This window comes from Pseudomonas sp. 18058 (genome assembly GCF_902706155.1).
Classification (GTDB): Bacteria; Pseudomonadota; Gammaproteobacteria; order Pseudomonadales; family Pseudomonadaceae; genus Aquipseudomonas; species Aquipseudomonas rustica.
Genome location: NZ_CACSJY010000036.1, coordinates 39,955 through 63,027 on the forward strand (window position 1 = coordinate 39,955; position 23,073 = coordinate 63,027).

Annotated in this window: 18 protein-coding genes; 14 read left to right on the plus strand and 4 right to left on the minus strand. The window is 59.0% G+C overall.

Features of this window, described 5'->3' with window-relative positions:
• Nucleotides 1–83 precede the first annotated feature (83 nt).
• The 3 genes from GVL50_RS19165 to GVL50_RS19175 all read right to left on the minus strand — a co-directional run bounded on the left by GVL50_RS19165 (nt 84) and on the right by GVL50_RS19175 (nt 3,323).
• Complete coding sequence (locus tag GVL50_RS19165) at nt 84–1,187, minus strand: GlxA family transcriptional regulator (protein ID WP_053124577.1); 1,104 nt, start codon at nt 1,185–1,187, stop codon at nt 84–86.
• A gap of 514 nt (nt 1,188–1,701) precedes the next feature.
• Complete coding sequence (locus GVL50_RS19170) at nt 1,702–3,078, minus strand: L-serine ammonia-lyase (protein ID WP_159814752.1); 1,377 nt, start codon at nt 3,076–3,078, stop codon at nt 1,702–1,704.
• A 65-nt stretch (nt 3,079–3,143) separates the two neighbouring features.
• Nucleotides 3,144–3,323, minus strand: a complete 180-nt coding sequence (locus tag GVL50_RS19175) for a hypothetical protein (protein WP_159814753.1) — start codon at nt 3,321–3,323, stop codon at nt 3,144–3,146.
• A gap of 191 nt (nt 3,324–3,514) precedes the next feature.
• On the opposite strand from GVL50_RS19175, the gene GVL50_RS19180 reads away from it, so the two are divergent.
• From GVL50_RS19180 to choV, 3 genes are all read left to right on the plus strand, one after another.
• A complete protein-coding gene (locus GVL50_RS19180; protein ID WP_159814754.1) occupies nt 3,515–4,462 on the plus strand; it encodes a choline ABC transporter substrate-binding protein in 948 nt (315 codons plus the stop codon).
• 66 nt (nt 4,463–4,528) lie between these two features.
• Nucleotides 4,529–5,374, plus strand: coding sequence for a choline ABC transporter permease subunit (gene choW, locus GVL50_RS19185; protein WP_008085763.1), 846 nt, complete (start codon nt 4,529–4,531; stop codon nt 5,372–5,374).
• Nucleotides 5,371–6,549, plus strand: a complete 1,179-nt coding sequence (gene choV / locus GVL50_RS19190; RefSeq protein WP_053124583.1) for a choline ABC transporter ATP-binding protein — start codon at nt 5,371–5,373, stop codon at nt 6,547–6,549. The genes choW and choV overlap by 4 nt, the downstream gene beginning before the upstream one ends.
• 190 nt (nt 6,550–6,739) lie before the next feature.
• Here the strand turns inward: choV and GVL50_RS19195 are convergent, their stop codons facing one another.
• Entirely contained in the window at nt 6,740–8,680 is a 1,941-nt protein-coding gene (locus tag GVL50_RS19195; protein ID WP_256671886.1) for a BCCT family transporter, read from the minus strand.
• A 380-nt stretch (nt 8,681–9,060) separates the two neighbouring features.
• Between GVL50_RS19195 and betI the strand changes: the two genes are divergently transcribed.
• The 11 genes from betI to GVL50_RS19250 all read left to right on the plus strand — a co-directional run bounded on the left by betI (nt 9,061) and on the right by GVL50_RS19250 (nt 22,975).
• The gene (gene betI, locus GVL50_RS19200) at nt 9,061–9,654 is read left to right on the plus strand and encodes a transcriptional regulator BetI (RefSeq protein WP_053124587.1); all 594 of its coding nucleotides are present in this window, start codon (nt 9,061–9,063) and stop codon (nt 9,652–9,654) included.
• Nucleotides 9,655–9,742: 88 nt separating this feature from the next.
• Nucleotides 9,743–11,215, plus strand: coding sequence for a betaine-aldehyde dehydrogenase (gene betB / locus GVL50_RS19205; RefSeq protein ID WP_159814756.1), 1,473 nt, complete (start codon nt 9,743–9,745; stop codon nt 11,213–11,215).
• A gap of 221 nt (nt 11,216–11,436) precedes the next feature.
• Entirely contained in the window at nt 11,437–13,140 is a 1,704-nt protein-coding gene (betA, locus tag GVL50_RS19210; RefSeq protein WP_159814757.1) for a choline dehydrogenase, read from the plus strand.
• A gap of 196 nt (nt 13,141–13,336) precedes the next feature.
• Nucleotides 13,337–14,335, plus strand: a complete 999-nt coding sequence (locus GVL50_RS19215; protein ID WP_159814758.1) for a hypothetical protein — start codon at nt 13,337–13,339, stop codon at nt 14,333–14,335.
• 35 nt (nt 14,336–14,370) lie between these two features.
• Nucleotides 14,371–15,060: an AzlC family ABC transporter permease gene (locus tag GVL50_RS19220; protein ID WP_256671885.1), complete on the plus strand. Its 690-nt coding sequence runs from the start codon at nt 14,371–14,373 to the stop codon at nt 15,058–15,060.
• Nucleotides 15,057–15,401, plus strand: a complete 345-nt coding sequence (locus tag GVL50_RS19225) for an AzlD domain-containing protein (RefSeq protein WP_159814760.1) — start codon at nt 15,057–15,059, stop codon at nt 15,399–15,401. Before GVL50_RS19220 ends, GVL50_RS19225 begins: the two co-directional genes overlap by 4 nt.
• A 231-nt stretch (nt 15,402–15,632) precedes the next feature.
• Nucleotides 15,633–17,075 carry a TldD/PmbA family protein gene (locus tag GVL50_RS19230; RefSeq protein ID WP_159814761.1) on the plus strand — a complete coding sequence of 481 codons (1,443 nt, stop codon included), beginning with the start codon at nt 15,633–15,635 and terminating at the stop codon, nt 17,073–17,075.
• Complete coding sequence (locus tag GVL50_RS19235; RefSeq protein WP_159814762.1) at nt 17,075–18,412, plus strand: TldD/PmbA family protein; 1,338 nt, start codon at nt 17,075–17,077, stop codon at nt 18,410–18,412. The genes GVL50_RS19230 and GVL50_RS19235 overlap by 1 nt, the downstream gene beginning before the upstream one ends.
• Nucleotides 18,413–18,551: 139 nt before the next feature.
• Nucleotides 18,552–19,979: a multidrug transporter subunit MdtD gene (mdtD, locus tag GVL50_RS19240; RefSeq protein WP_053124604.1), complete on the plus strand. Its 1,428-nt coding sequence runs from the start codon at nt 18,552–18,554 to the stop codon at nt 19,977–19,979.
• A gap of 272 nt (nt 19,980–20,251) precedes the next feature.
• On the plus strand, nt 20,252–21,637 hold the full coding sequence (gene dbpA, locus GVL50_RS19245; RefSeq protein WP_008085781.1) for an ATP-dependent RNA helicase DbpA: 1,386 nt from the start codon (nt 20,252–20,254) through the stop codon (nt 21,635–21,637).
• Between the two features lie 159 nt (nt 21,638–21,796).
• Nucleotides 21,797–22,975, plus strand: coding sequence for an NAD(P)/FAD-dependent oxidoreductase (locus GVL50_RS19250; protein ID WP_159814763.1), 1,179 nt, complete (start codon nt 21,797–21,799; stop codon nt 22,973–22,975).
• Nucleotides 22,976–23,073: the final 98 nt, after the last annotated feature.

A 23,073-nucleotide genomic window follows, 5' to 3' on the forward strand; every position in this document is an offset into this window, starting at 1 on the left:
CGTTCCCACGCTCTGCGTGGGAATGCCTCAACGGACGCTCCGCGTTCGGCCCTTTGGGACGCAGAGCGTGGGAACGATCCTTATCAGAGCCTTACGCTGGCAAACGTCGATTCATTGCGCGCCTGACTCAACGCCGACATCGGCCCCGACAGCGGCGACATCACAATCGCTTGCGGCAGCGGCAGCATCGCCACTTGTTGGGTGGTGTTGGAACCTACGCGCTCGTCACGCGGCGGAATGCCGAAGTATTCGCGGTAGCACTTGGAGAAGTGCGGCGTCGATACAAACCCACACACCGAAGCCACTTCGATGATCGACATCGGCGTTTGCTTGAGCAATTGCCGGGCGCGGATCAGGCGCAGCTTCAAGTAGTAACGCGACGGCGAGCAATGCAGGTATTTCTGGAACAAGCGCTCCAGCTGTCGACGCGACACGGCCACATACACCGCCAATTCATCCAGATCGATCGGCTCTTCCAGATTGGCTTCCATCAGCGCAACGATTTCCTGCAGTTTCGGCTGATTGGTGCCGAGCATGTGCTTGAGCGGCACGCGCTGGTGATCCTGCTCGTTGCGGATGCGCTCGTAGACGAACATTTCCGAGATCGCGGCGGACAGTTCACGGCCGTGATCGCGGCTGATCAGGTGCAGCATCATGTCCAGCGGCGCGGTGCCGCCAGAACTGGTGAAACGGTTACGGTCAAGGGTGAACAGACGCGTGCTCATGGCCACGCGCGGAAAAGCTTCCTGCATCGCCGCCAGACATTCCCAGTGCACGCTGCAATCGAAACCGTCGAGCAACCCGGCGCAGGCCAGTGCCCAACTGCCGGTGCACACGGCGCCGAGGCGCTTGGACTGGCGCGCCTGGCTTTGCAGCCACGAGACGTGTTCACGGGTAACGGTGCGTTGAATGCCGATGCCGCCGCAGACAATGATGGTGTCCAGTGGCGGGGCTTTGTGCATGGAGGCGTCTGGGGTGATTTGCAGACCGTCACTGGCCCACACCTGGCCGCCATCGACGGTGAGGGTGCTCCAGCGATACAGCTCGCGACCGGACAATTGGTTGGCCATGCGCAGGGGTTCTACTGCGGAGGCCAGAGAAATCAGCGTGAAATTGTCCAGCAGCAGAAAGCCGATGGATTGAGGCGCACGGTTCTGGGGTTGGGCCCCGGAGTTGAACGACGTCATCGCGGTATCTCCTCACACAAAGCGGGTGATGGCCTCAGGCGGAGGCTCTTGTTATGGCCATCGTTCTCACGTGGGAGACGGGCTTTGTTATGACAGAGCAATTGCCATGCCTAAAGTTGGATGGCCGTTCAATAACTCCTGAAAACGACCTGCTGAAGTGTCTATACAAGCCGTGCGACGGAAGGTGTTTCGAAGTGCCATCAGGGCGGGTGATAGCCCTGCGCAAAGGATCGTGAGCAAATCGGTAGCACTTGTGGGAACAGGGCTGAGCGCATTTGTATCGGAGTGTCACCACAGGCACGGGGGACGGGCGGTAGGGGTGGTGGTTGGGCGGTGTGGCTGAGAAAGGCGCTTATCTGATTGCGACGCGCTAAAAGGTGGCGTGTTTGATTGGCTGTGTTCACTTGGCGAGCAGTTTTGACTGGTCTGGCGCCTTCGCGAGCAGGCTCACTCCTACAGGGGAACGCATTCCAATTGTAGGAGTGAGCCTGCTCGCGATAGAGGCGACTCGGTCTCAGCACTCAACCGCACTAACCGCCAACCCACCCCGCGAGGTCTCTTTATATTTGTCATGCATGTCGGCCCCGGTATCGCGCATGGTGCGGATCACCCGATCCAGCGAAATAAAGTGCTGACCATCACCACGCAAAGCCATCTGCGCTGCGTTAATCGCCTTCACCGCCGCAATCGCATTGCGCTCGATACACGGCACTTGCACCAGTCCACCAACCGGATCGCAGGTCAGCCCAAGGTTGTGTTCCAGGCCAATCTCCGCCGCGTTGCACAACTGCTCCGGCGTAGCACCGAGAATCTCCGCCAGCCCCGCCGCCGCCATTGCGCACGCCGAACCGACTTCACCCTGACAGCCGACTTCGGCACCCGAGATCGAAGCATTCTTCTTGCACAGAATCCCCACCGCCGCCGCACTCAGGAAGTAGTCGACCACGTTGGCGTCCGTCACCGCCTCGCTGAACTTCATAAAGTAGTGCAGCACCGCCGGAATGATCCCCGCCGCGCCATTGGTCGGCGCCGTCACCATGCGCCCGCCTGCTGCGTTCTCTTCATTCACCGCCAGCGCAAACAGGTTGACCCACTCCATCGCGCTGAGCGTCGAGCCGATCACATTGGGCTTGCCCAATTCCTGCAGACTGCGATGCAACTTCGCCGCACGCCGCCGTACATTCAAACCGCCGGGCAGGATGCCTTCGTGTTTCAGTCCCTGTTCGACGCAATCCTGCATCGCCCGCCATAGCTTCATCAGGCCGGCGCGAATCTCTTCTTCACTGCGCCAGACCTTTTCGTTAGCCATCATCAATTCAGCGACGCGCAAGTTGTTCTTCTTGCATAGATCCAACAGTTCAACCGCGCTGGAAAAGTCATACGGCAATTCAGTGCGATCCAGATCGACGACACCGCTGGACGCCTGCGCTTCATCCACGACAAAACCGCCGCCAACTGAATAGTAGGTGTCGCGATGCAATTCACCGTGATCGCCTTCGGCAACAATCGTCATGGCATTGGGATGGAACGGCAGGTTTTCATCGATCAGACGCATGTCTCGCGCCCAGACAAACGGCACTGATAAACGACCGTCCAATAACAGCGTATCGGTTTCACGCAGTGCCTGAATGCGCGGGCCAATCTGCGCCGGGTCGATTGCGTCCGGCCACTCACCCATCAAACCCATGATCACCGCGTTGTCGCTGCCGTGACCGATACCGGTGGCCGACAGCGAACCGAACAGTTGCACCTCGATCCGCCGCACCTGTTCCAGCTGATGCTTGCCCCGCAGCGACTCGACAAACAACGCCGCCGCGCGCATCGGCCCGACGGTGTGGGAACTGGACGGGCCGATGCCGATTTTGAACAGGTCGAAAACGCTGATAGCCATTGCTGCAAAGCTCCTGAGGATGCCGGTCCGGGACGCAAAAGCGCCCGCTGGCGGAGCTGCTACGCTCAAGCTGCGATCCGCCAGAATGCCCGCATCATCGGGCTTTTGTCGGGACGCACGACGTCTGGCACCGACGCACTCATGTCCACCAGCGCCGCGCCGTTTTCGCCCCGGTTTTCGCCGTTTTTGTGCGGTTCAGATGGCTGATCGGGGCAGAAAAAAGCTGTAAACGACGTCACCGACACTAGATACGACCATCCCTGTACTGGATACGACCCCCCCTGTAGGCGTCAGATTTTCACTGGTACATGATCGTTATGACTCGATTGCAAGGCGCCGTGGTAGAGCTGTCTCCAGAACGCCATCCAACCGCAACCTATAAGTGCGGTGGTCCACAGTCGGAACACTGCCAAAAAAAACACCAAGGAGTCCATCCATGAAAGGTTCCCCGTCGTTGTTATTGGCCGCCATGCTGAGTCTGCCGTTACTGGCGCAAGCTGCAGAACCGGCGCAGTGCAGTACCGTGAATTTCTCCGATGTCGGCTGGACTGACATCACCGCGACCACCGCGACCACCTCCGTTGTTCTCAACGCCCTCGGCTACAAAACCAAGACCACCATGATATCCGTGCCCGTGACCTACAAGTCGCTGGCCGACGGCAAGAACATGGACGTGTTCCTCGGTAACTGGATGCCGACCATGGAGAACGACATCAAGGCCTACCGCGACGCCGGTACCGTGGAAACCGTGCGCACCAACCTCAAGGGCGCCAAGTACACCCTCGCCGTGCCGCAAGCCCTGTATGACAAAGGTCTGCACGACTTCGCCGACATCGCCAAATTCAAGAAAGAACTCGACGGCAAGATCTACGGGATCGAGCCTGGCAACGACGGCAACCGTCTGATCCAGAGCATGATCGAGAAGGACGCTTTCGGCCTGAAAACCGCCAGCTTCAAAGTCGTCGAATCGTCGGAAGCGGGCATGCTCTCGCAGGTTGATCGCGCGCAAAAACGCGACACCGCCGTGGTCTTCCTCGGCTGGGCGCCGCACCCGATGAACAAACGCTTCAAGATTCAATACCTGACTGGTGGCGATGATTTCTTCGGCCCCGATTTCGGTGCGGCAACCGTGGCGACCAACACCCGCAAGGGTTACGCCGAGGAATGCAGCAACGTCGGTCAGTTGCTGAAAAACCTGGAGTTCAACGTCGACATGGAAAGCGAACTGATGGGCAACATCCTCGACGACAAGATGAAGCCTGACGCGGCCGCCAAGGCCTGGCTGAAAAAGAATCCACAAGTGCTCGATACCTGGCTCGCTGGCGTGACCACCATTGACGGTAAACCTGGCCTGGAGGCCGTGAAAGCCAAGCTGAATCAGTAATCGCTTATGCCGGGGGAGCTTGCTCCCTCGGGCTGTTTATTTCCTCGCATGCGGACGTTCACTACCATGCTGATTGATCAGAAAATACCTTTAGGCCAGTACATCGCGGGCTTCGTTGAATGGTTGACGCAACACGGCGCCAACACCTTCGACGCAATCGCCGTGACACTGGAAACGATGATCCACGGCGTGACGTTTGCGCTCACCTGGTTCAACCCTTTTGTCTTGATCGGCCTCATCGCCCTGCTCGCGCATTTCATCCAGCGCAAATGGGGATTGACCGTTTTCGTCATCGCTTCCTTTCTGCTGATCCTCAATCTGGGGTACTGGCAGGAAACCATGGAAACCCTCGCCCAGGTGCTGTTCGCGACCCTGGTCTGCGTGGTCATCGGCGTGCCGTTGGGCATCGTCGCCGCGCACAAACCGATGTTCTACACGTTAATGCGTCCGGTACTCGATCTGATGCAGACCGTACCGACCTTCGTTTACCTCATTCCTACCCTGACCCTCTTCGGGCTGGGTGTGGTGCCGGGCCTGATCTCCACGGTGGTGTTCGCCATCGCTGCGCCGATCCGCCTGACCTACCTGGGCATCCGCGATGTCCCGCAAGAACTGATGGACGCCGGCAAGGCCTTCGGCTGCTCGCGTCGCCAATTGCTCTCACGGATCGAACTGCCTCACGCCATGCCGAGCATCGCTGCCGGCATCACCCAGTGCATCATGCTGTCGCTGTCGATGGTGGTGATCGCCGCACTGGTGGGCGCCGACGGACTCGGCAAACCGGTGGTCAACGCACTGAACACTGCTGATATCGCCCTGGGCTTCGAAGCAGGCCTGGCGATCGTACTGCTGGCGATCATGCTCGACCGTATCTGCAAACAACCCGACGCCAAAGTAGGGGGTGACGCATGAGCATAATTCGCTTCGAAGACGTAGACGTAATCTTCTCCAAGGATCCACGCGAGGCGCTCAAGCTGCTCGATCAGGGCATGACCCGCAACGAGATCCTGAAGAAAACCGGGCAGATCGTCGGCGTGGAAAAAGCCACGCTGGACGTCAACAAGGGCGAAATCTGCGTGCTGATGGGCCTGTCCGGTTCGGGCAAGTCGAGCCTGCTGCGCTGCATCAACGGCCTCAACACCGTGAGCCGCGGCAAGCTGTTCGTCGAGCATGAAGGCAAGCAGATCGACATCGCCTCGTGCACCCCGGCCGAACTGAAAATGATGCGCACCCAACGCATCGCCATGGTCTTCCAGAAATTCGCGCTGATGCCGTGGCTGACGGTGCGCGAAAACATCAGTTTCGGTCTGGAAATGCAGGGCCGTCCGGAGAAAGAACGGCGCAAACTGGTCGACGACAAACTCGAACTGGTCGGCCTGACGCAATGGCGCAACAAGAAGCCTGACGAACTCTCTGGCGGTATGCAGCAACGCGTTGGTCTGGCGCGGGCGCTGGCGATGGACGCCGATATTTTGCTGATGGACGAACCGTTCTCGGCACTCGACCCGTTGATCCGTCAGGGTCTGCAAGATGAGTTGTTGGAGCTGCAACGCAAGCTGAGCAAGACCATTGTGTTCGTGAGTCACGACCTTGATGAAGCACTGAAACTCGGCAGCCGCATCGCGATCATGAAAGACGGCCGGATCATCCAGTACAGCGTGCCGGAAGAGATCGTGCTGAACCCGGCGGACGACTATGTGCGCACGTTTGTCGCGCACACCAATCCGCTCAACGTGCTGTGCGGCCGCAGCCTGATGCGCACGCTGGACAACTGCAAACGCATCAATGGTTCGGTGTGCCTGGATCCGGGCGGCGATTCGTGGCTGGATCTGGCTGAGGGCAACACCATCAAGGGTGCGCGGCAGAACGGTTCGGTGCTGAATTTGCAGAACTGGGCGCCGGGGCAAGCGGTGGAAGGGCTGGAGCGTAAGCCGACGCTGGTGGATTCGAACATCGGCATGCGCGATGCGTTGCAGATTCGTTATCAGACCGGCAACAAACTGGTGCTGCACGATAACAATCATGTGGTGGGGATCCTGGGCGACAGCGAGTTGTATCACGCGTTGCTGGGCAAGAACCTGGGGTAAGAACCCCGGAGACAAAAACGCCGCGAGAGGATCGCGGCGTGATCGTTTCCACGCTCTGCGTGGGAATGCAGCCCGGGACGCTCCGCGTCCCACAACAGCGGACGCGGAGCGTCCATTGATGCATTCCCACGCGGAGCGTGGGAACGATCATGCAAAAGGGGCTCAATCGAGCCCCTTTTGTTTTAGCGGTTTAGCTATACACCCGGCCAAGGAGCTGCCGATGGCTTTCAAACTGATCGAGCACATCCCGCGTGATCTGATCCTGCGTGAAGCCCATCAGGTCGTAATCCTGGCTGCCGTTGTGCAAATACACTTCAGCGCGGTAGTAACGCTGGCGTGCTTCATCGGACTGCGCCGATTCAGTCGGCGTCGCCAGATAACCATCCAGGCTGACTTCGTAAACGAAAGGGTTGCCCTCTTCCATCTCGACACGCACACCCATGCAACGCTTGGATTTACCCAGCAGCGTCTGCACTGTCAGACCCTGCGCACGCATCTGCGCGGTGGCGTCTTCCAGCGCCGGGCTGACTTGTTTGTCCATGAAACGCTGCACCACCGATTGGCTTGGCTGCAGATCCAGTTGCGTCAGACGCTCGCTGAAACCGCGACGACCACGCTCCGCCAGTTGCGCTTGCTCCTGTTCGATCTGCACGTCCTGGCGCATCGCCTTGTGCAGGCCGAACATGAAGAACACCAACACCACCGAGAACGGCAGACCGGCCAGCACCACCATGGTTTGCATGGCTTCGAAGTTACCGGCGAACAGCAGGCCGATGGTCACCAGGGTGATCACGGCCGACCAGAAAATCCGCAGCCAGTGCGGCGCATCTTCGTCGACGTTGCCGCCCTTGCAGGACAGGTTCGCCATCATCACCGCGCCAGAATCGGCCGGGGTCAGGAACAGCACGAAGCCAACAAAGATCGATACACCGATGACGATTTTCGACGCCGGGTAATGCTCAAGCATTTGGTAGATCGCCATCGACGGCTGTTCCAGCGCCGTCTTGCCGAGCTCAACCGCTCCTTGGTTGATCACCAGATCCAGCGCCGAGTTACCGAAGATCGACAGCCAGGCCAAAGTGAAGCCCAGCGGAATCAGCAGTACGCCAGCCACCAGTTCACGCACGGTGCGACCACGGGAAATACGCGCGATAAACATGCCGACGAATGGCGCCCAGGAAATCCACCACGCCCAGTAGAACAGAGTCCACAGACCCATCCAGCGTTCGGTTTTCTCGGCGCTGCCTTCGTACACATAGAGGTCGAAAGTTTTCAGCACGATGCCGTTGAGGTAGTCGCCGATGTTCTGCACGAAGCCGTTGAGCAGGTGCAAGGTCGGGCCGAACAACAGCACGAAAATCAGCAGACCGCTGAACAGCACGATGTTCAGGTTGGACAGACGACGAATGCCGTTTTCCACGCCGGACACGGCAGCGATGGTCGCCACGGTGCTCATCACGATGATCACGATCAAAAGGTTGGTATTGCTGTGTTCCATGCCGAACAGGTTTTCCAGGCCCGACGACACTTGCAGCGAACCAATCCCCAGGTTCGTCACCAGACCCAGCAGCGTTACGAACATGCCGAAGCCGTCCACCGCGTGACCGGCCGCGCCTTTGACCCAACGCTCGCCGACCAGCGGATACAGCGCCGAACGCAACGCCAGCGGCTGGTTATGACGGTAAGCAAAGTACGCCACGGCCAGACCGACCAGTGCATAAATCGCCCAGCCGTGCAGGCCCCAATGCAGGAAGGTCAGTTGCACCGCCTGACGCGCAGCCATGTTGGTGGCCGAAGCGCCTTCCGGCGGATTGAAGTAGTGATCCAGCGGCTCGGACGCGCCGAAGTACAGCAGCGAAATACCGATACCCGACGAGAACAGCATCCCCGCCCAGGCGCCGTAACTGAAATCCGGGGTGTCGTCCTTGCTGCCCAGTTTGAGTTTGCCGTACGAGGAAAACGCCAGACCGACGACAAAGACCAGATAGGCGGCGATCACCACCATGTAGTACCAGCCGAAGCTGCGCGACAACCAGGCCTGAGCGATACCCAACAGTCTGCCGGCCTCTTGCGGGGCGATAATCAGAATGGCGGTCAACAACAGAATCAGCGCGGTAGAGGTGTGAAACACCCAACCGTTGACCGTCACCTTCTCGGGCGGGGTCTTTATTAGCGAGGCAGAACTCATGGCACAAATGCTCCAGGCAGTGCGAGAGAAGAACACAAGGCAACACGGCACCCGACTAATCGGTTAGTTGGCAGCCGACCGACGGGTGATATAAAGACACCCCGAAAAAAGCCCGAACCCTGAGAGCGCCGTGGCGTATAGGGTTCGAGCGGTTTTGGATGTCAGTTTTTGCGCCATTCACATGTGGGAAAAATCTGTAAGCAGCGACGATTTGTCGCAGATCTTATTCTTTGTTGATTGAACGTTCAATCAAAACAAAATAGACTGGCCCTCAATCCGATGAGCGTTGATCGCCCCTCGGAAGGCCTAAGGAGATGTGCAAGATGCCCAAGGTCGGTATGCAACCCATCCGCCGCCAACAACTGATCGAAGCCACTTTGCAGGCGGTCGATCAGGTCGGAATGGGGGACGCCAGCATTGCGCTGATCGCCCGTTTGGCCGGTGTCTCGAATGGCATCATCAGTCATTACTTTCAGGACAAGAACGGCCTGATTGCCGCCACGATGCGGTATCTGATGAGCGTCCTCAGCGAGAACGTCACCCTGCGCCGCCAAGCGCTGGCAGATGACAGCCCACGGGCGCATCTGCAGGTGATCATCGAAGGCAACTTCGACGCCAGCCAGGTCAATGGCCCGGCAATGAAAACCTGGCTGGCCTTTTGGGCCACCAGCATGCACCAGCCGTCTTTGCACAGGTTGCAGCGGATCAACGATCACCGTCTGTATTCCAACCTGTGCTGCGAGTTCCGCCGTGTGTTGCCGCTCGAAGATGCGCGCACCGCAGCGCGTGGCCTGGCAGCGTTGATTGACGGTTTGTGGTTGCGCGGCGCGCTGTCGGGAGATGCTTTCGACACGGCACAGGCGCAACAGATCGCTTACGAATACATGGATTTCCAATTGGCCAAGAAGGTGAGCTAGAGCACACAGAAAACGCTCGGCCCCTCACTGCCACCGCAGCCTCACCGCGGTGGTCAACGCCAACCACTAATGCACTTGCGAGGACACTATGGCCCGTTTCGAACTGCAAAAACTTTACATCGATGGCGCGTACTCGGACGCCGGCAGCGATGCCACCTTCGAAGCCATCAACCCGGCTAACGGTGAAGTCCTCGCACAGGTGCAACGTGCGACCAAGGAAGACGTCGAGCGCGCTGTAGTCGCCGCTGAAAAGGGCCAGAAAATCTGGGCCGCGATGACCGCCATGGAGCGTTCGCGCATCCTGCGCCGTGCCGTCGACATCCTGCGCGAGCGCAACGATGAGCTGGCTGCGCTGGAAACCCTGGACACCGGTAAATCCTTCTCCGAAACCAAGTACGTCGACATCGTTACCGGCGCTGACGTGCTGGAATACTACGCAGGCCTGGTGCCGGCGATCGAAGGCGAGCAGATTCCACTGCGCGACACTTCTTTCGTCTACACCCGTCGCGAGCCGCTGGGCGTTGTCGCCGGTATCGGCGCGTGGAACTACCCGATCCAGATCGCTCTGTGGAAATCCGCGCCAGCCCTGGCTGCCGGTAACGCGATGATCTTCAAGCCAAGCGAAGTCACCTCGCTGACCACCCTGAAACTGGCCGAGATCTTCACCGAAGCCGGTCTGCCAAACGGCGTGTTCAACGTCCTGACCGGCAGCGGCCGTGAAGTCGGTACCTGGCTGACCGAGCACCCGCGCATCGAAAAAATCTCCTTCACCGGCGGCACCGACACTGGCAAGAAAGTAATGGCCAGCGCTTCGGCTTCATCGCTGAAAGACGTGACCATGGAACTGGGCGGCAAGTCCCCGCTGATCATCTGCGACGACGCCGATCTCGATCGCGCTGCCGACACCGCGATGATGGCCAACTTCTACAGCTCCGGTCAGGTCTGCACCAACGGCACTCGCGTGTTCGTTCCGGCGCACCTGAAAGCCGCTTTCGAAGCCAAGATCGTTGAACGCGTTGCACGCATCCGCATCGGCAACCCGGAAGACGAAAACACCAACTTCGGCCCGCTGGTCAGCTTCGCGCACATGGAAAGCGTGCTGGGCTACATCGCCAAGGGTAAAGAGCAAGGAGCCCGCGTCCTGTGCGGCGGCGAGCGTCTGACCGACGGCGAATTCGCCAAAGGCGCATTCGTCGCACCGACCGTGTTCACCGATTGCACCGACGACATGACCATCGTTCGTGAAGAAATCTTTGGCCCGGTGATGGCGATCCTCTCCTACGAAACCGAAGAAGAAGTGATCCGCCGCGCCAACGACACCGACTTCGGCCTGGCCGCCGGTATCGTCACCAAAGACCTGAACCGCGCGCACCGCGTGATTCATCAACTGGAAGCCGGTATCTGCTGGATCAACGCCTGGGGCGAGTCCGACGCAAAAATGCCGGTCGGCGGCTACAAGCAGTCGGGTGTTGGCCGTGAAAACGGCATCAGCTCGCTGAACAACTTCACCCGCATCAAATCGGTACAGGTCGAGCTGGGCGATTACGTTTCGGTGTTCTGATCTGACGCAGAGTCTGGATGGGGCCTTTGTGGCGAGGGGATTCAGCGAAACGTCGCACCGCCCCGCTGGGCTGCGAAGCAGCCCCCTCCAGGCACTGCAAATATCCAGACAGAACCCAGTCGCTGACTCTGCGACTGCTGCGCAGCCGAACGGGGATAAATCCCCTCGCCACAGGTGCGCGGTCACAGTTGACCTGACCAACTTCAAAGAGGGTGCATTCAATGTCCCAAGAATTCGATTACATCATCATCGGTGCCGGCTCGGCCGGTAATACTCTGGCGACCCGTCTGACTGAAGACGCCGGCGTCACCGTTCTGCTGCTCGAAGCAGGCGGCCCGGACTATCGCCTCGACTTCCGCACGCAAATGCCGGCCGCTCTGGCGTTCCCGCTGCAAGGTCGTCGTTACAACTGGGCTTACGAAACCGACGCCGAGCCACACATGGACGGTCGCCGGATGGAATGCGGTCGCGGCAAAGGCCTCGGCGGTTCCTCGCTGATCAACGGCATGTGCTACATCCGTGGTAACGCAATGGACTACGACGGCTGGGCGAAACTGCCGGGCCTGGAAAACTGGTCGTATCTCGACTGCCTGCCGTACTTCCGCAAAGCCGAAACCCGTGACATCGGCCCGAACGATTACCACGGTGGCGAAGGCCCGGTCAGCGTGACCACGCCGAAGGCTGGCAACAACCCGCTATTCCACGCCATGGTTGAAGCGGGCGTACAGGCCGGTTACCCGCGCACCGAAGACTTGAACGGTTATCAGCAGGAAGGCTTCGGCCCGATGGACCGCACCGTGACGCCGAACGGCCGTCGTGCTTCCACCGCCCGTGGCTACCTCGACACCGCGAAAAAGCGTTCGACCCTGACCATCGTCACCCACGCCCTGACCGACAAGATTCTGTTCGAAGGCAAGCGTGCGGTTGGCGTGCGTTATCTGGTCGGTTCGGCTGAAGAGCGCGTTGAAGTCAAAGCGCGCAAAGAAGTGCTGCTGTGCTCCGGCGCCATCGCTTCGCCGCAGATTCTGCAGCGCTCCGGTGTCGGCCCGGCCGAACTGCTGAAATCCCTCGACATCCCGGTGGTTCACGACCTGCCAGGCGTTGGTGAAAACCTGCAGGATCACCTTGAACTGTACCTGCAATACGCGTGCACCCAACCGGTGTCGCTGTACCCGTCGCTGCTCTGGTACAACCAGCCAGCCATCGGTGCCGAATGGTTGTTCAACGGCACCGGCATCGGCGCCAGCAACCAGTTCGAAGCCGGCGGTTTCATCCGTTCGCGTCCGGAATTCGAATGGCCGAACATTCAGTACCACTTCCTGCCGGTGGCGATTAACTACAACGGCAGCAACGGTGTGAAAGAGCACGGTTTCCAGGCGCACATGGGTTCCATGCGTTCGCCGAGCCGTGGTCGCATCCAGGCCAAGTCGAAAGACCCGCGCCAGCACCCGAGCATCCTGTTCAACTACATGGCCACCGAGCAGGACTGGCAGGAATTCCGCGACGGCATCCGCCTGACCCGTGAAATCATGCAGCAGCCTGCGCTGGACGCTTTCCGTGGCCGCGAAATCAGCCCGGGCATCGAAGTGCAAACCGATGAGCAGCTGGACAAGTTCATCCGCGAGCACGCCGAAACCGCGTTCCACCCGTCCTGCTCGTGCAAGATGGGCACCGACGAGATGGCTGTGGTTGATGGCGAAGGTCGCGTGCACGGCATGCAGAGCCTGCGTGTGGTCGATGCTTCGATCATGCCGATCATCACCACCGGCAACCTCAACGCGCCGACGATCATGATCGCCGAGAAAATCGCCGACAAGATCCGTGGCCGCCAGCCGCTGCCACGCAGTACCGCGCCGTACTACGTCGCGGGCGATGCACCGGTGAAGGGCAAGCCGATGCGTGATATCACCCCGGCTGCGCACTGACAGCCCGCTACTCACGCAATCGAAAGCCGCCGTTTCTTTTTATAGAATCGGCGGCTTTTTTATTCGCTTTGCACAACTCACTCTGGGCAATTAGCCATCCGCAGAACAAACAAGTCTTGTAATAATTGCCAACAACCGCTTTCAAATAAAAACATTAGTATGCGCGCCAGCAAAAACCATAACCCAAGGAAGGCCAATGGCGCTCAACTGCAATAAACGATTTATGTCTGCCGATTTATTTCGCCAGAAACTTTCCCGAGAAACAACTGTTACTCTTGATTTCAGTTACCTGAGCGGCGTCATTGAGTCGTGGTGGAAAAAGAACAGCGCACAAGATATACACACCCTCAAAATAAAACTGACAAGCTTGTTTCTCGAACACCTTCACTCAGAAGACGCTGCCTATTTTGATAAAATCGGCTGCGCTGGCGGCGTTGCCGCCGTATGCATCCGAAACATATTCAAAATCGACTCTCCCGAACTGGCCCTCACTGTCCACGAAGCATTGGCCGACCTGTTCCACTTGACCGATATTAAATATGAGTATGAAGATCATAAAGCGCTGTATCTGAAACCGTTCGGTGAAAACTTTCGGGAATGGGGTAACGGCCACGGCGACATTACGCCGCACTCTGATGATCTTTATGAACATCTGAATGTCGATTTACTTGCGCTCACCGTATGCCGAGACACAACCCAAACGCCGACCGCTTATTATTATCCTGCCGACTTGCTGCTCACCCTCGACGACGAAGAACTGCAAACTCTATTAGGCATGCGGGCGATTTTTGTGTCCGGCAAAAACGTCACCGGGACGAAAGAAAGAGTGCGTAATGTCGTTGAATATGACGATTGGAATGGTTACCGGTTTTCACTGGACTTCCGTATCGACGCTCAAAGTGGCGAGCGGATGCGGGCAATCAACGGTGGACAAGAGGTGCTGGATAAAATCCGCGCAGGACTGTCAGCCGCGAAATGCAACCTTTCCACTGCAGAAACAGGCACGTTCCTGATCGTTGCCAACAACAAAGTACTGCATGCGCGCCCCACGCTTGATATCAGCGTCAATGAGGCTCGCTCACGCGCTGCCGAATCAACATTTGCTACAACACCACGCCTGCTGTTTCGCAGTAAAGGGCCTCGCAAGCAGTACTATTCGTTGAACGAACAGCCAGCCCTGTTGGTAGCCAACTGATGAGTGCTTGCCAACCACTACACCAATCCACTTTCATGCAAACGCTTAAAGATGGCGGCCGCGACGCTATAAGCTTTGGCGTCGCGTTCATCTTTCTATATCTATCAATCGGGATATTGGGGGCAACACAAGCACTCTCGCTGAGTCAGGTGCTGGCGACAACGTTTTTCATTTTTTCCACCCCACTGCAGTTTCTGCTTATACAAAACCATAGCGACGGCTGGTTGCTGATTCCAATCATCCTGGCGCTCAATGCTCGTTTTGTCTTGCTTTCAGCGACACTGGTACCTCATCTGAAAACGACGTCGACGCGCCAGATTCTGGCGTCGCTGATTTTGTTTACGCCATCAATCTTCACAGCCTGCATGACACGTTTCAAACAAAGCGCCAGCTTCCCTTTTGCGTATTTGCTTGGCGTAGGCGCACCGATCTTCGCCGTATCGATTATCTGCACCTACATCGGATTTGTGGCTGGAGCAGGTTTGGCCTCACCGGTGATCGCTGCCGCCATTACCATGCTACTACCCCTTCAATTTACCGCGCTGGCCGGCAAGCACTGGCCACACTACATGGAAGTTTCCAGCTATTGGCTGGGGTTTATCAGTGCCCCTCTGCTAGTCCTGCTGTTCAAAGACTACAGCCTGTTGATAACGCCCTTCGTCATTGGCGGCTTGATAGTGATGATTGAAAATTGCTGCAGTCGCAAAGGAGCAACCAGTCAATGATGCTCTGGTTACTCATCAGCTTCGCGGCTGTAACAGCTTTTGCTTTCAGGGCTCTGCCATTCGCTTTCAAGAACACTCCGGCGCTGACGCACACCAACGGTTCGTTCTACCGTTTTGTCAGTTACAGCGCCCAAGCCATGTTAGGCGTGATCATCTACGACACCGCTTTCAACAAACTTGATGCGCCGAGTTTTCTACAGCAGTTTCAGATAATCGACGGGTTGAAAATACTGCTGCTGGCAGGAACATTCGTTGTCGTCGCCAAAACGAAAAAAATACTCCCCAGCTTCCTTGCAAGCCTGGTGATTTATTTACTCGCGTTCGTCTATCTGAATAACTGATTTTAAACACCTGTACTTCGTGCACAGTTACCCCTCGTGGGCAGCCCGGGACTGGCGTGCTCACGAATTCACGCGCGCCTGTCGCGATGAACGTCCACTCGGCAACAGATTCCCCTCTTCGGCACCGCCCTTGATCCTACCCCCACGCAGGCCTACTCTAGACCTCGCGCAACCGTTTCACCCCCTCCCCGCCGTCGCTTTACCGCTTCCCCCTGACAAGGAGGTTCCCGAATGTTCGATTTCCACCCCCAGCTCAAGCAGCGCTTCGCTGCCTTGCGCACGGGCGCTGAGTTTTTTTCCCTGCGGTATGTACGCGAGTCCGGGCAGTACCTGTCGGTGCGCAAGAACGTCGCCGAACCGCCAAGCCTGAGCCGTGACGAGGGCGCGATGCTCACCGTTCGCGTTAATGGCGTTGAGGCCTATGCCGCGACCAACGACCTGTCGCAACAAGGTCTGCAAGCTGCGCTTGAACGCGCCGAAACTCAGGCCCGCCGCCTGAAACCGCACGCCTTGCTCGACCTGCGTGATCAGCCAGTGTCCAGCGATCGCGCTGATTACTTTTCACCCAATCTCGAACAGCCCTTTCCGTCCCTGAACGAATGCTTTGAGCTGCTCGGCGCGGAATCCGCCTCGGTGCCAAAGGATGAGCGCCTGGTGAATTGGCAGGTGAGCATCGGCATTACTCACGTCGAACAGATCTACCTGAGCAGCGCCGGGGCTGAATTGCGCCAGGCCCAGCGCTTCGTCTATCCAGGCCTCGACGTTACCGCCTACGACGGCAACGACAGCCAGACCCGCAGCCTCGGCCGCGAAAACTTCGGCCAACAGGGCGGCGCTGATGTAATCAGCCGCTGCGGCCTGATCGGCGCCGGCCCGCAAGTCGCCGATCAGGCCCTGCAATTGCTGCTCGCGCCAAACACCCCGCAAGGCCCGCGCGATCTGCTGTTGATGCCGGATCAGATGATGCTGCAGATCCACGAATCGATCGGCCACCCGCTGGAACTCGACCGCATCCTCGGCGATGAACGCAATTACGCTGGCACCAGTTTCGTCAAGGCCAGCGACTTCGGCAGCCTGCAATACGGCTCAAAGCTGCTCAACGTAACCTTCGATCCGGGCATTCCCGAAGAACTCGCCAGCTACGGCCATGACGACGACGGCACTGAGGCCAGCAAACAATTTTTGATTCGCGAAGGCCTGCTGCTGCGTCCATTGGGCGGTGCGCTGTCGCAATTCCGCGCCGGGATGGACGGCGTCGCCAACAGCCGCGCCTGCGGCTGGAATCGTGCGCCGATTGATCGCATGGCCAACCTCAATATCGAACCGGGCGATCAGCCGTTGAACAAGCTGATCGAAGGCATCGAGCACGGCATTTTGATGAGCACCAACCGTTCGTGGTCGATCGACGATGCGCGCAACAAATTCCAGTTCGGCTGCGAATGGGGCCAGTTGATCGAAGACGGTGAACTTAAAGGCGTGGTGAAAAATCCGAACTACCGGGCGATTTCCGCGCACTTCTGGAAAAACCTGCGCGCCGTCGGCGACGCCAACACCGTCAAGGTGCTCGGCACGCCAAACTGCGGCAAGGGCGAACCGAATCAGGTGATCCGCGTCGGCCACGCTTCGCCGGCCTGCGTATTCAGCAACGTTGATGTGTTTGGGGGAGACGCCTGATGAGCATTTCGAAGAGTCAGTCCGACGCCTTCAAGGTCATGGTCAATTGGCTGCGCGACAGCGTGCGCGAGCCGGAGCAATTCACCCTCAGCTATGCCGCTGAATCCTCGGCGTTTGTGCGTTTCAATCACGCCAAAGTGCGTCAGGCCGGGCAGGTGCAGCAGGCCAACATCGTTCTGAAGCTGATCAACGACGGGCGTCATGCCGACCTGCAAGTCACCCTCTCCGGTGATCAGGAAGGCGATCTGCAACGCCTCGCCGAAGGCCTGCAACAACTGCGCGAAACCTTGCCGCTGTTGCCGCAGGATCCGTATCTGCTGCTCAATCACAACGGCTGGCAGAGCAAGAATGTGCAGGAACATCCGCTGCCGGACACGGAACAGGTGGTCGATGAAATCTGCGCCGCTGCTGAAGGTCTCGACTTGGTGGGCTTCTATGCCGCCGGGCCGATCAGCCGTGGTTTCGCCAGTTCTTCGGGGGCGTTTGGCTGGCATCAGGCGAACAGCTTCAACTTCGACTTCAGCCTGTTTCACGAGAACGGCGAAGCGGTGAAAGCCAGCTACGCCGGGCATGACTGGAGCAGCGAAGGGTTCGCCAAGCGCTTCGGTCAGGCGCGCGAGCAACTGGAATTTCTCGGTCGGCCGTTGCGCACCCTGGCACCGGGGCAGTACCGCGCGTATCTGGCGCCAGCGGCGTTGGAAGAAATCATGGGCATGTTGAGCTGGGGCGGATTTTCGGCGCAGTCGATCGCGAGCAAAAGCAGTCCGTTGCAGAAGTTGTATGTCGGCGATCAAGCGTTCAGTCCGCTGGTGTCGTTGGACGAGAAGGTCAGCGATTCACTGAGCCCGGCGTTTTCCGGTGAGGGTTATCCGCGCAGTGATCTGCGTTTGATCGTCGAGGGCAAGGCGGGCGATCAACTGGTTGGTTCACGCAGTGCGGCGGAATATGGTCTGGCCGCCAACGGCGCCGGTGGTGGTGAAATGCCAAGTGCGTTGAACATGGCGGCGGGGGATCTGTCGCAAGCAGAGATCCTCAAGCAGTTGGGCACCGGGTTGTACATCAGCAACCTGTGGTACCTGAACTACTCGGATCAACCGGCGGCGCGCATGACCGGCATGACCCGTTTTGCGACCTTCTGGGTCGAGAACGGCGAAATTCAGGCGCCGGTGAGCACCATGCGTTTTGACGACAGCGCGTACAGCCTGCTGGGTTCGCAGCTGGAAGCGTTGACTGCGGAGCGTGAGTTGCTGCTGTCAGCGAGCACGTACAGCCAGCGCAATACCTCGTCGGCATTGCTGCCGGGGGCGCTGGTTAGCCGACTCACGCTAACCCTCTGACAGCGATCGTTCCCACGCTCTGCGTGGGAATGCAGCCCGGGACGCTCCGCGTCCCTGCCAAAAGCGGACGCGGAGCGTCCGTTGAGGCATTCCCACGCAGAGCGTGGGAACGATCATCAAACAGACAACAAGAGGTTCCATGCCCAATCGCCCGCCTCTCGACGCCATCACCGCCCGCTGGTTGCCGTGGGTCGTCGCCATCGCGTTTTTCATGCAGTCTCTCGACGGCACCATTCTTAACACCGCCCTGCCCGCCATGGCCCGCGATCTCGCCGAGGATCCGTTGCGCATGCAGGGCGTGATCATCGCCTACATGCTCACCGTGGCGTTGCTGATCCCCGCCTCAGGCTGGATCGCCGACCGCTTCGGCACCAAGAAAATCTTCTTCGGTGCGATCCTGCTGTTCAGCTTCGGCTCGCTGCTTTGTGCGCTGTCGAGCAGCCTGAGCATGCTGATCGGCGCTCGCGTCATTCAAGGCCTGGGCGGTGCGTTGATGCTGCCGGTCGGGCGACTGGTGGTGTTGCGCGCTTATCCGCGATCCGAACTGGTGCGGATCATGGGCTTTATCACCATTCCCGGTCTGCTCGGCCCGTTGATCGGCCCGACCATGGGCGGCTGGATGGTCGAATACCTGACGTGGCACTGGATCTTTCTGATCAACCTGCCGGTCGGCGTGATCGGCTGCTACGCGGTGTGGAAATTCATTCCCGACCTGCGCGGCAGCGAGCGCACGCGATTTGATGGACTGGGTTTCCTGCTGTTCGGCGCGGCGATGATTCTGATCACCATCGCCATGGAAGGCCTTGGCGAATTGCATCTGCCGCACCTGCGCGTGATGTTGCTGCTGTTCGGCGGCATGGCCTGTCTGGCGGCGTACTGGTTGCGTGCCGGGCATATCGAAAACCCGCTGTTCGCGCCGTCACTGTTCAAGACCCGAACCTTTGCCGTCGGCATTCTTGGCAACCTGTTCGCGCGTCTGGGCAGCGGCGCGTTGCCGTTTCTGGTGCCGTTGCTGCTGCAAGTCGCGCTGGGTTATTCGCCGTCGCAAGCGGGGATGAGCATGCTGCCGCTGGCCGCTGCGGCGATGATAGCCAAGTGGGTGGCGCGACCGCTGATTGAGCGACTGGGTTATCGCATCGTCCTCACCGGCAACACGCTGGCGCTGGGGATCATGCTGGCGAGCATGGGCCTGGTCAGCGAGCAGACGCCGTATTGGTTGCTGCTGTGTCTGCTGGCGGTACTTGGCGCGATCAACTCGCTGCAATTTACGGCGATGAACACGGTGACGTTGATCGATCTGGATGACGCGAGCGCCAGTAGCGGCAACAGTTTGCTGTCGGTGGTGGCGCAGTTGTCGTTGAGTCTGGGTGTTGCCTGCGCGGGTGCGTTGCTTGGCGGGTTTACGGCGGAGGTCGGTAATGATGGTGTGGAGACTGTGCTGGGTGCCTTCCAGCTGACCTTTGTCACGGTCGGGATCATGGCGATGTTGGCCGCGACGATATTCTCACAGCTGTCGAAAGAAGACGGGCGCCGCGCGAAACGGCCGGAAGAACACATTGAACACTGATTTGTGCTGAAGGGCTTCTGTGGGAGGGGAATTGTGGTGAGGGGATTTATCCCCGATGGGTTGCGCAGCAGCCCCAAGTGGGTTGAATGCGATCGGTCTGATGTACCGAGGTGGCAGGTATAGGGGGGTGCTGCGCACCCCATCGGGGATAAATCCCCTCGCCACAGGTAAATCCTTCACTGCTGGTTTTAGTCGCTGTTCGTCCAGAACTTTCGAGGAAAGTGGCACGGGGCTGCTACACTGCGCGACATTTTGTTTTGCAGGCCAGTCCCGTGACCACCATCGCCACCGCTTTTAATACTCTGCCGCTGTCCGCCGCCATGCTGGCTAACCTCGAATCCCTCGGTTATGCCCAGATGACGCCGATCCAGGCGCAGAGCTTGCCGGTGATCCTCAAAGGGATGGATCTGATCGCTCAGGCCAAGACCGGCAGCGGCAAAACCGCCGCGTTCGGCATCGGCCTGCTCAACCCGATCAACCCGCGCTACTTCGGTTGCCAGGCGCTGGTGATCTGCCCGACGCGTGAGCTGGCCGACCAGGTCGCCAAGGAAATCCGTCGTCTGGCCCGTGCCGAAGACAACATCAAAGTCCTGACCCTGTGCGGCGGCGTGTCCTTCGGCCCGCAGATCGCTTCGCTGGAACACGGCGCGCACATCATCGTCGGCACCCCGGGGCGCATTCAGCAGCACCTGCGCAAGGGTTCGCTGGTGCTCGATGGCCTGAACACGCTGATCCTCGACGAAGCCGATCGCATGCTCGACATGGGCTTCTACGACGCCATCGAAGACATCATCGTCAAGACCCCGGAGCGTCGTCAGACCCTGCTGTTCTCCGCGACGTACCCGGTGGGCATCAAGCAACTGGCGTCGAAATTCATGCGTGACCCGCAAACGGTGAAAGCCGAAGCGTTCCACGATGACACGCAGATCGAGCAGCGCTTCTACGAGATTTCCCCGGAAGATCGCATGAGCGTGGTGACCAAAGTCCTGCACCACTTCCGCCCGGCGTCGTGCGTGGCGTTCTGCTTCACCAAGCAACAAGTGCAGGAAACCGTCGATCACCTGACCGCCAAAGGTATTTCCGCCGTCGGCCTGCACGGCGATCTGGAACAGCGTGATCGCGATCAGGTGCTGGCGATGTTCGCCAACCGCAGTACTTCGGTACTGGTCGCCACCGACGTCGCCGCCCGTGGTCTGGACATCGATGCGCTGGACATGGTGATCAACGTCGAACTGGCGCGCGATTCGGAAATCCACATTCACCGCGTCGGCCGTACCGGTCGCGCTGGCGAGAAAGGCATCGCGATCAGCCTGGTGGCTCCGGGTGAAGCGCATCGCGCGCAGGCCATCGAACAACTGCAGAAATCGCCGCTGAACTGGGATCAGGTCGATAACCTCAAGTCCCAGGGCCTCGCCCCGCTGCAGCCGCCGATGACCACGCTGTGCATCGGTGCTGGCCGTAAAGACAAGGTTCGTCCGGGCGACATTCTGGGTGCACTGACGGGTGATGCCGGTATTCCGGGCGCGCAGGTTGGCAAGATCGCGATCTTTGACTTCCAGGCGTATGTGGCCGTCGACCGCACCGTGGCCATGCAAGCGTTGCAGCGCCTGAACGACGGCAAGATCAAGGGCCGTTCGCTGCGCGTGCGTATCCTGTAACCGATCTGCTGGCCGACAGAGATCAAATGTGGGAGCGGGCTTGCTCGCGAAGTGGGAGTGTCAGACAACATCAATGTTGACTGATATACCGCTTTCGCGAGCAAGCCCGCTCCCACATTGGTCTTCGGTGAATTTTGAATTCTTTGTGAGGACACCGTTTTGCGCTCTACCGAAGTCGTGATCATTGGCGCTGGCGCCGCTGGGTTGATGTGTGCACTGACCGCCGCCGGGCGTGGGCGTCAGGTGTTGCTGCTTGACCACGCGAACAAGGCTGGCAAGAAAATCCTGATGTCGGGCGGTGGCCGCTGCAATTTCACCAACATGTACACCGAGCCGAGCAATTTCCTCTCGCAGAATGCGCACTTCTGCAAATCCGCACTGGCGCGTTACACCCAGTGGGATTTCATCGGCATGGTCGGCAAGCACGCCGTGCCGTATCACGAGAAAAAACTCGGCCAGCTGTTCTGCGATAACAAATCCAGCGACATCCTCGAAATGCTCCTCACCGAGTGCGATCAGGCCGGCGTCGAGTTGCACCTCGACACGTCGATCCAGACCATTGAGAAAGTAGAGAGCGGTTACCTGCTCGACACCACCCTCGGTCAGGTTCAATGCCAGTCGCTGGTGATCGCTACCGGCGGGCTATCGATCCCGACGCTGGGCGCCACCGGTTTTGGTTATCAGGTAGCCAAGCAGTTCGGCCACGAATTGCTGCCGACCCGCGCCGGCCTGGTGCCGTTCACCATCACCGATCAGCTCAAGGAGTTGTGCACCGAGCTGTCCGGGACGTCGGTGGATTGCTTGGTCAGCTGCAACGATCAGAGCTTTCGCGAGAACATCCTGTTCACTCACCGCGGCCTCAGCGGCCCGGCGATTTTGCAGATCTCGTCGTTCTGGGAATCGGGCGATACAGTGGAGATCAACCTGCTGCCGGATCACGACGCGGCGAGCTGGCTGCAACAGCAAGTGGCCGAGCGTCCGAACAGTGAATTGAAAACTTTGCTGGGTGAGATTTTCACCAAGAAGATGGCCAATCTGCTGGCGGATAACTGGTTTGTCTCCAAGCCGATGAAGCAGTACACCCACGCAGAGCTGGCGGAAATCGCCGAGAAGCTGGGCAGCTGGAAAGTCGTGCCGGCGGGGACTGAAGGTTATCGCACGGCCGAAGTGACCCTCGGTGGCGTTGATACCCGCGAAGTGTCGTCCAAAACCATGGAATCGCTGAAAAGCCCTGGCCTGTATTTCATTGGCGAAGTGCTCGACGTCACCGGCCACTTGGGCGGCTTCAACTTCCAGTGGGCCTGGGCCTCCGGCTACGCCGCCGCGCAATACGCCTGACCAGACACAAATCAAAACTGTGGGAGCGGGCTTGCTCGCGAATGCGATCTGTCAGTCAACGATGATGTTGAATGACACACCGCATTCGCGAGCAAGCC

Bases quoted from the DNA above. Each gene is read 5' to 3' on its own strand.
- mdtD (WP_053124604.1), top strand. From the start codon at position 18,552: ATGCCCAATCGCCCGCCTCTCGACGCCATCACCGCCCGCTGGTTGCCG.
- choV (WP_053124583.1), top strand. From the start codon at position 5,371: ATGAGCATAATTCGCTTCGAAGACGTAGACGTAATCTTCTCCAAGGAT.
- GVL50_RS19235 (WP_159814762.1), top strand. From the start codon at position 17,075: ATGAGCATTTCGAAGAGTCAGTCCGACGCCTTCAAGGTCATGGTCAAT.
- betB (WP_159814756.1), top strand. From the start codon at position 9,743: ATGGCCCGTTTCGAACTGCAAAAACTTTACATCGATGGCGCGTACTCG.
- GVL50_RS19170 (WP_159814752.1), bottom strand. From the start codon at position 3,078: ATGGCTATCAGCGTTTTCGACCTGTTCAAAATCGGCATCGGCCCGTCC.
- GVL50_RS19165 (WP_053124577.1), bottom strand. From the start codon at position 1,187: ATGACGTCGTTCAACTCCGGGGCCCAACCCCAGAACCGTGCGCCTCAA.
- betA (WP_159814757.1), top strand. From the start codon at position 11,437: ATGTCCCAAGAATTCGATTACATCATCATCGGTGCCGGCTCGGCCGGT.
- betI (WP_053124587.1), top strand. From the start codon at position 9,061: ATGCCCAAGGTCGGTATGCAACCCATCCGCCGCCAACAACTGATCGAA.
- GVL50_RS19225 (WP_159814760.1), top strand. From the start codon at position 15,057: ATGATGCTCTGGTTACTCATCAGCTTCGCGGCTGTAACAGCTTTTGCT.
- GVL50_RS19230 (WP_159814761.1), top strand. From the start codon at position 15,633: ATGTTCGATTTCCACCCCCAGCTCAAGCAGCGCTTCGCTGCCTTGCGC.
- choW (WP_008085763.1), top strand. From the start codon at position 4,529: ATGCTGATTGATCAGAAAATACCTTTAGGCCAGTACATCGCGGGCTTC.
- GVL50_RS19215 (WP_159814758.1), top strand. From the start codon at position 13,337: ATGGCGCTCAACTGCAATAAACGATTTATGTCTGCCGATTTATTTCGC.
- GVL50_RS19180 (WP_159814754.1), top strand. From the start codon at position 3,515: ATGAAAGGTTCCCCGTCGTTGTTATTGGCCGCCATGCTGAGTCTGCCG.
- GVL50_RS19220 (WP_256671885.1), top strand. From the start codon at position 14,371: ATGCAAACGCTTAAAGATGGCGGCCGCGACGCTATAAGCTTTGGCGTC.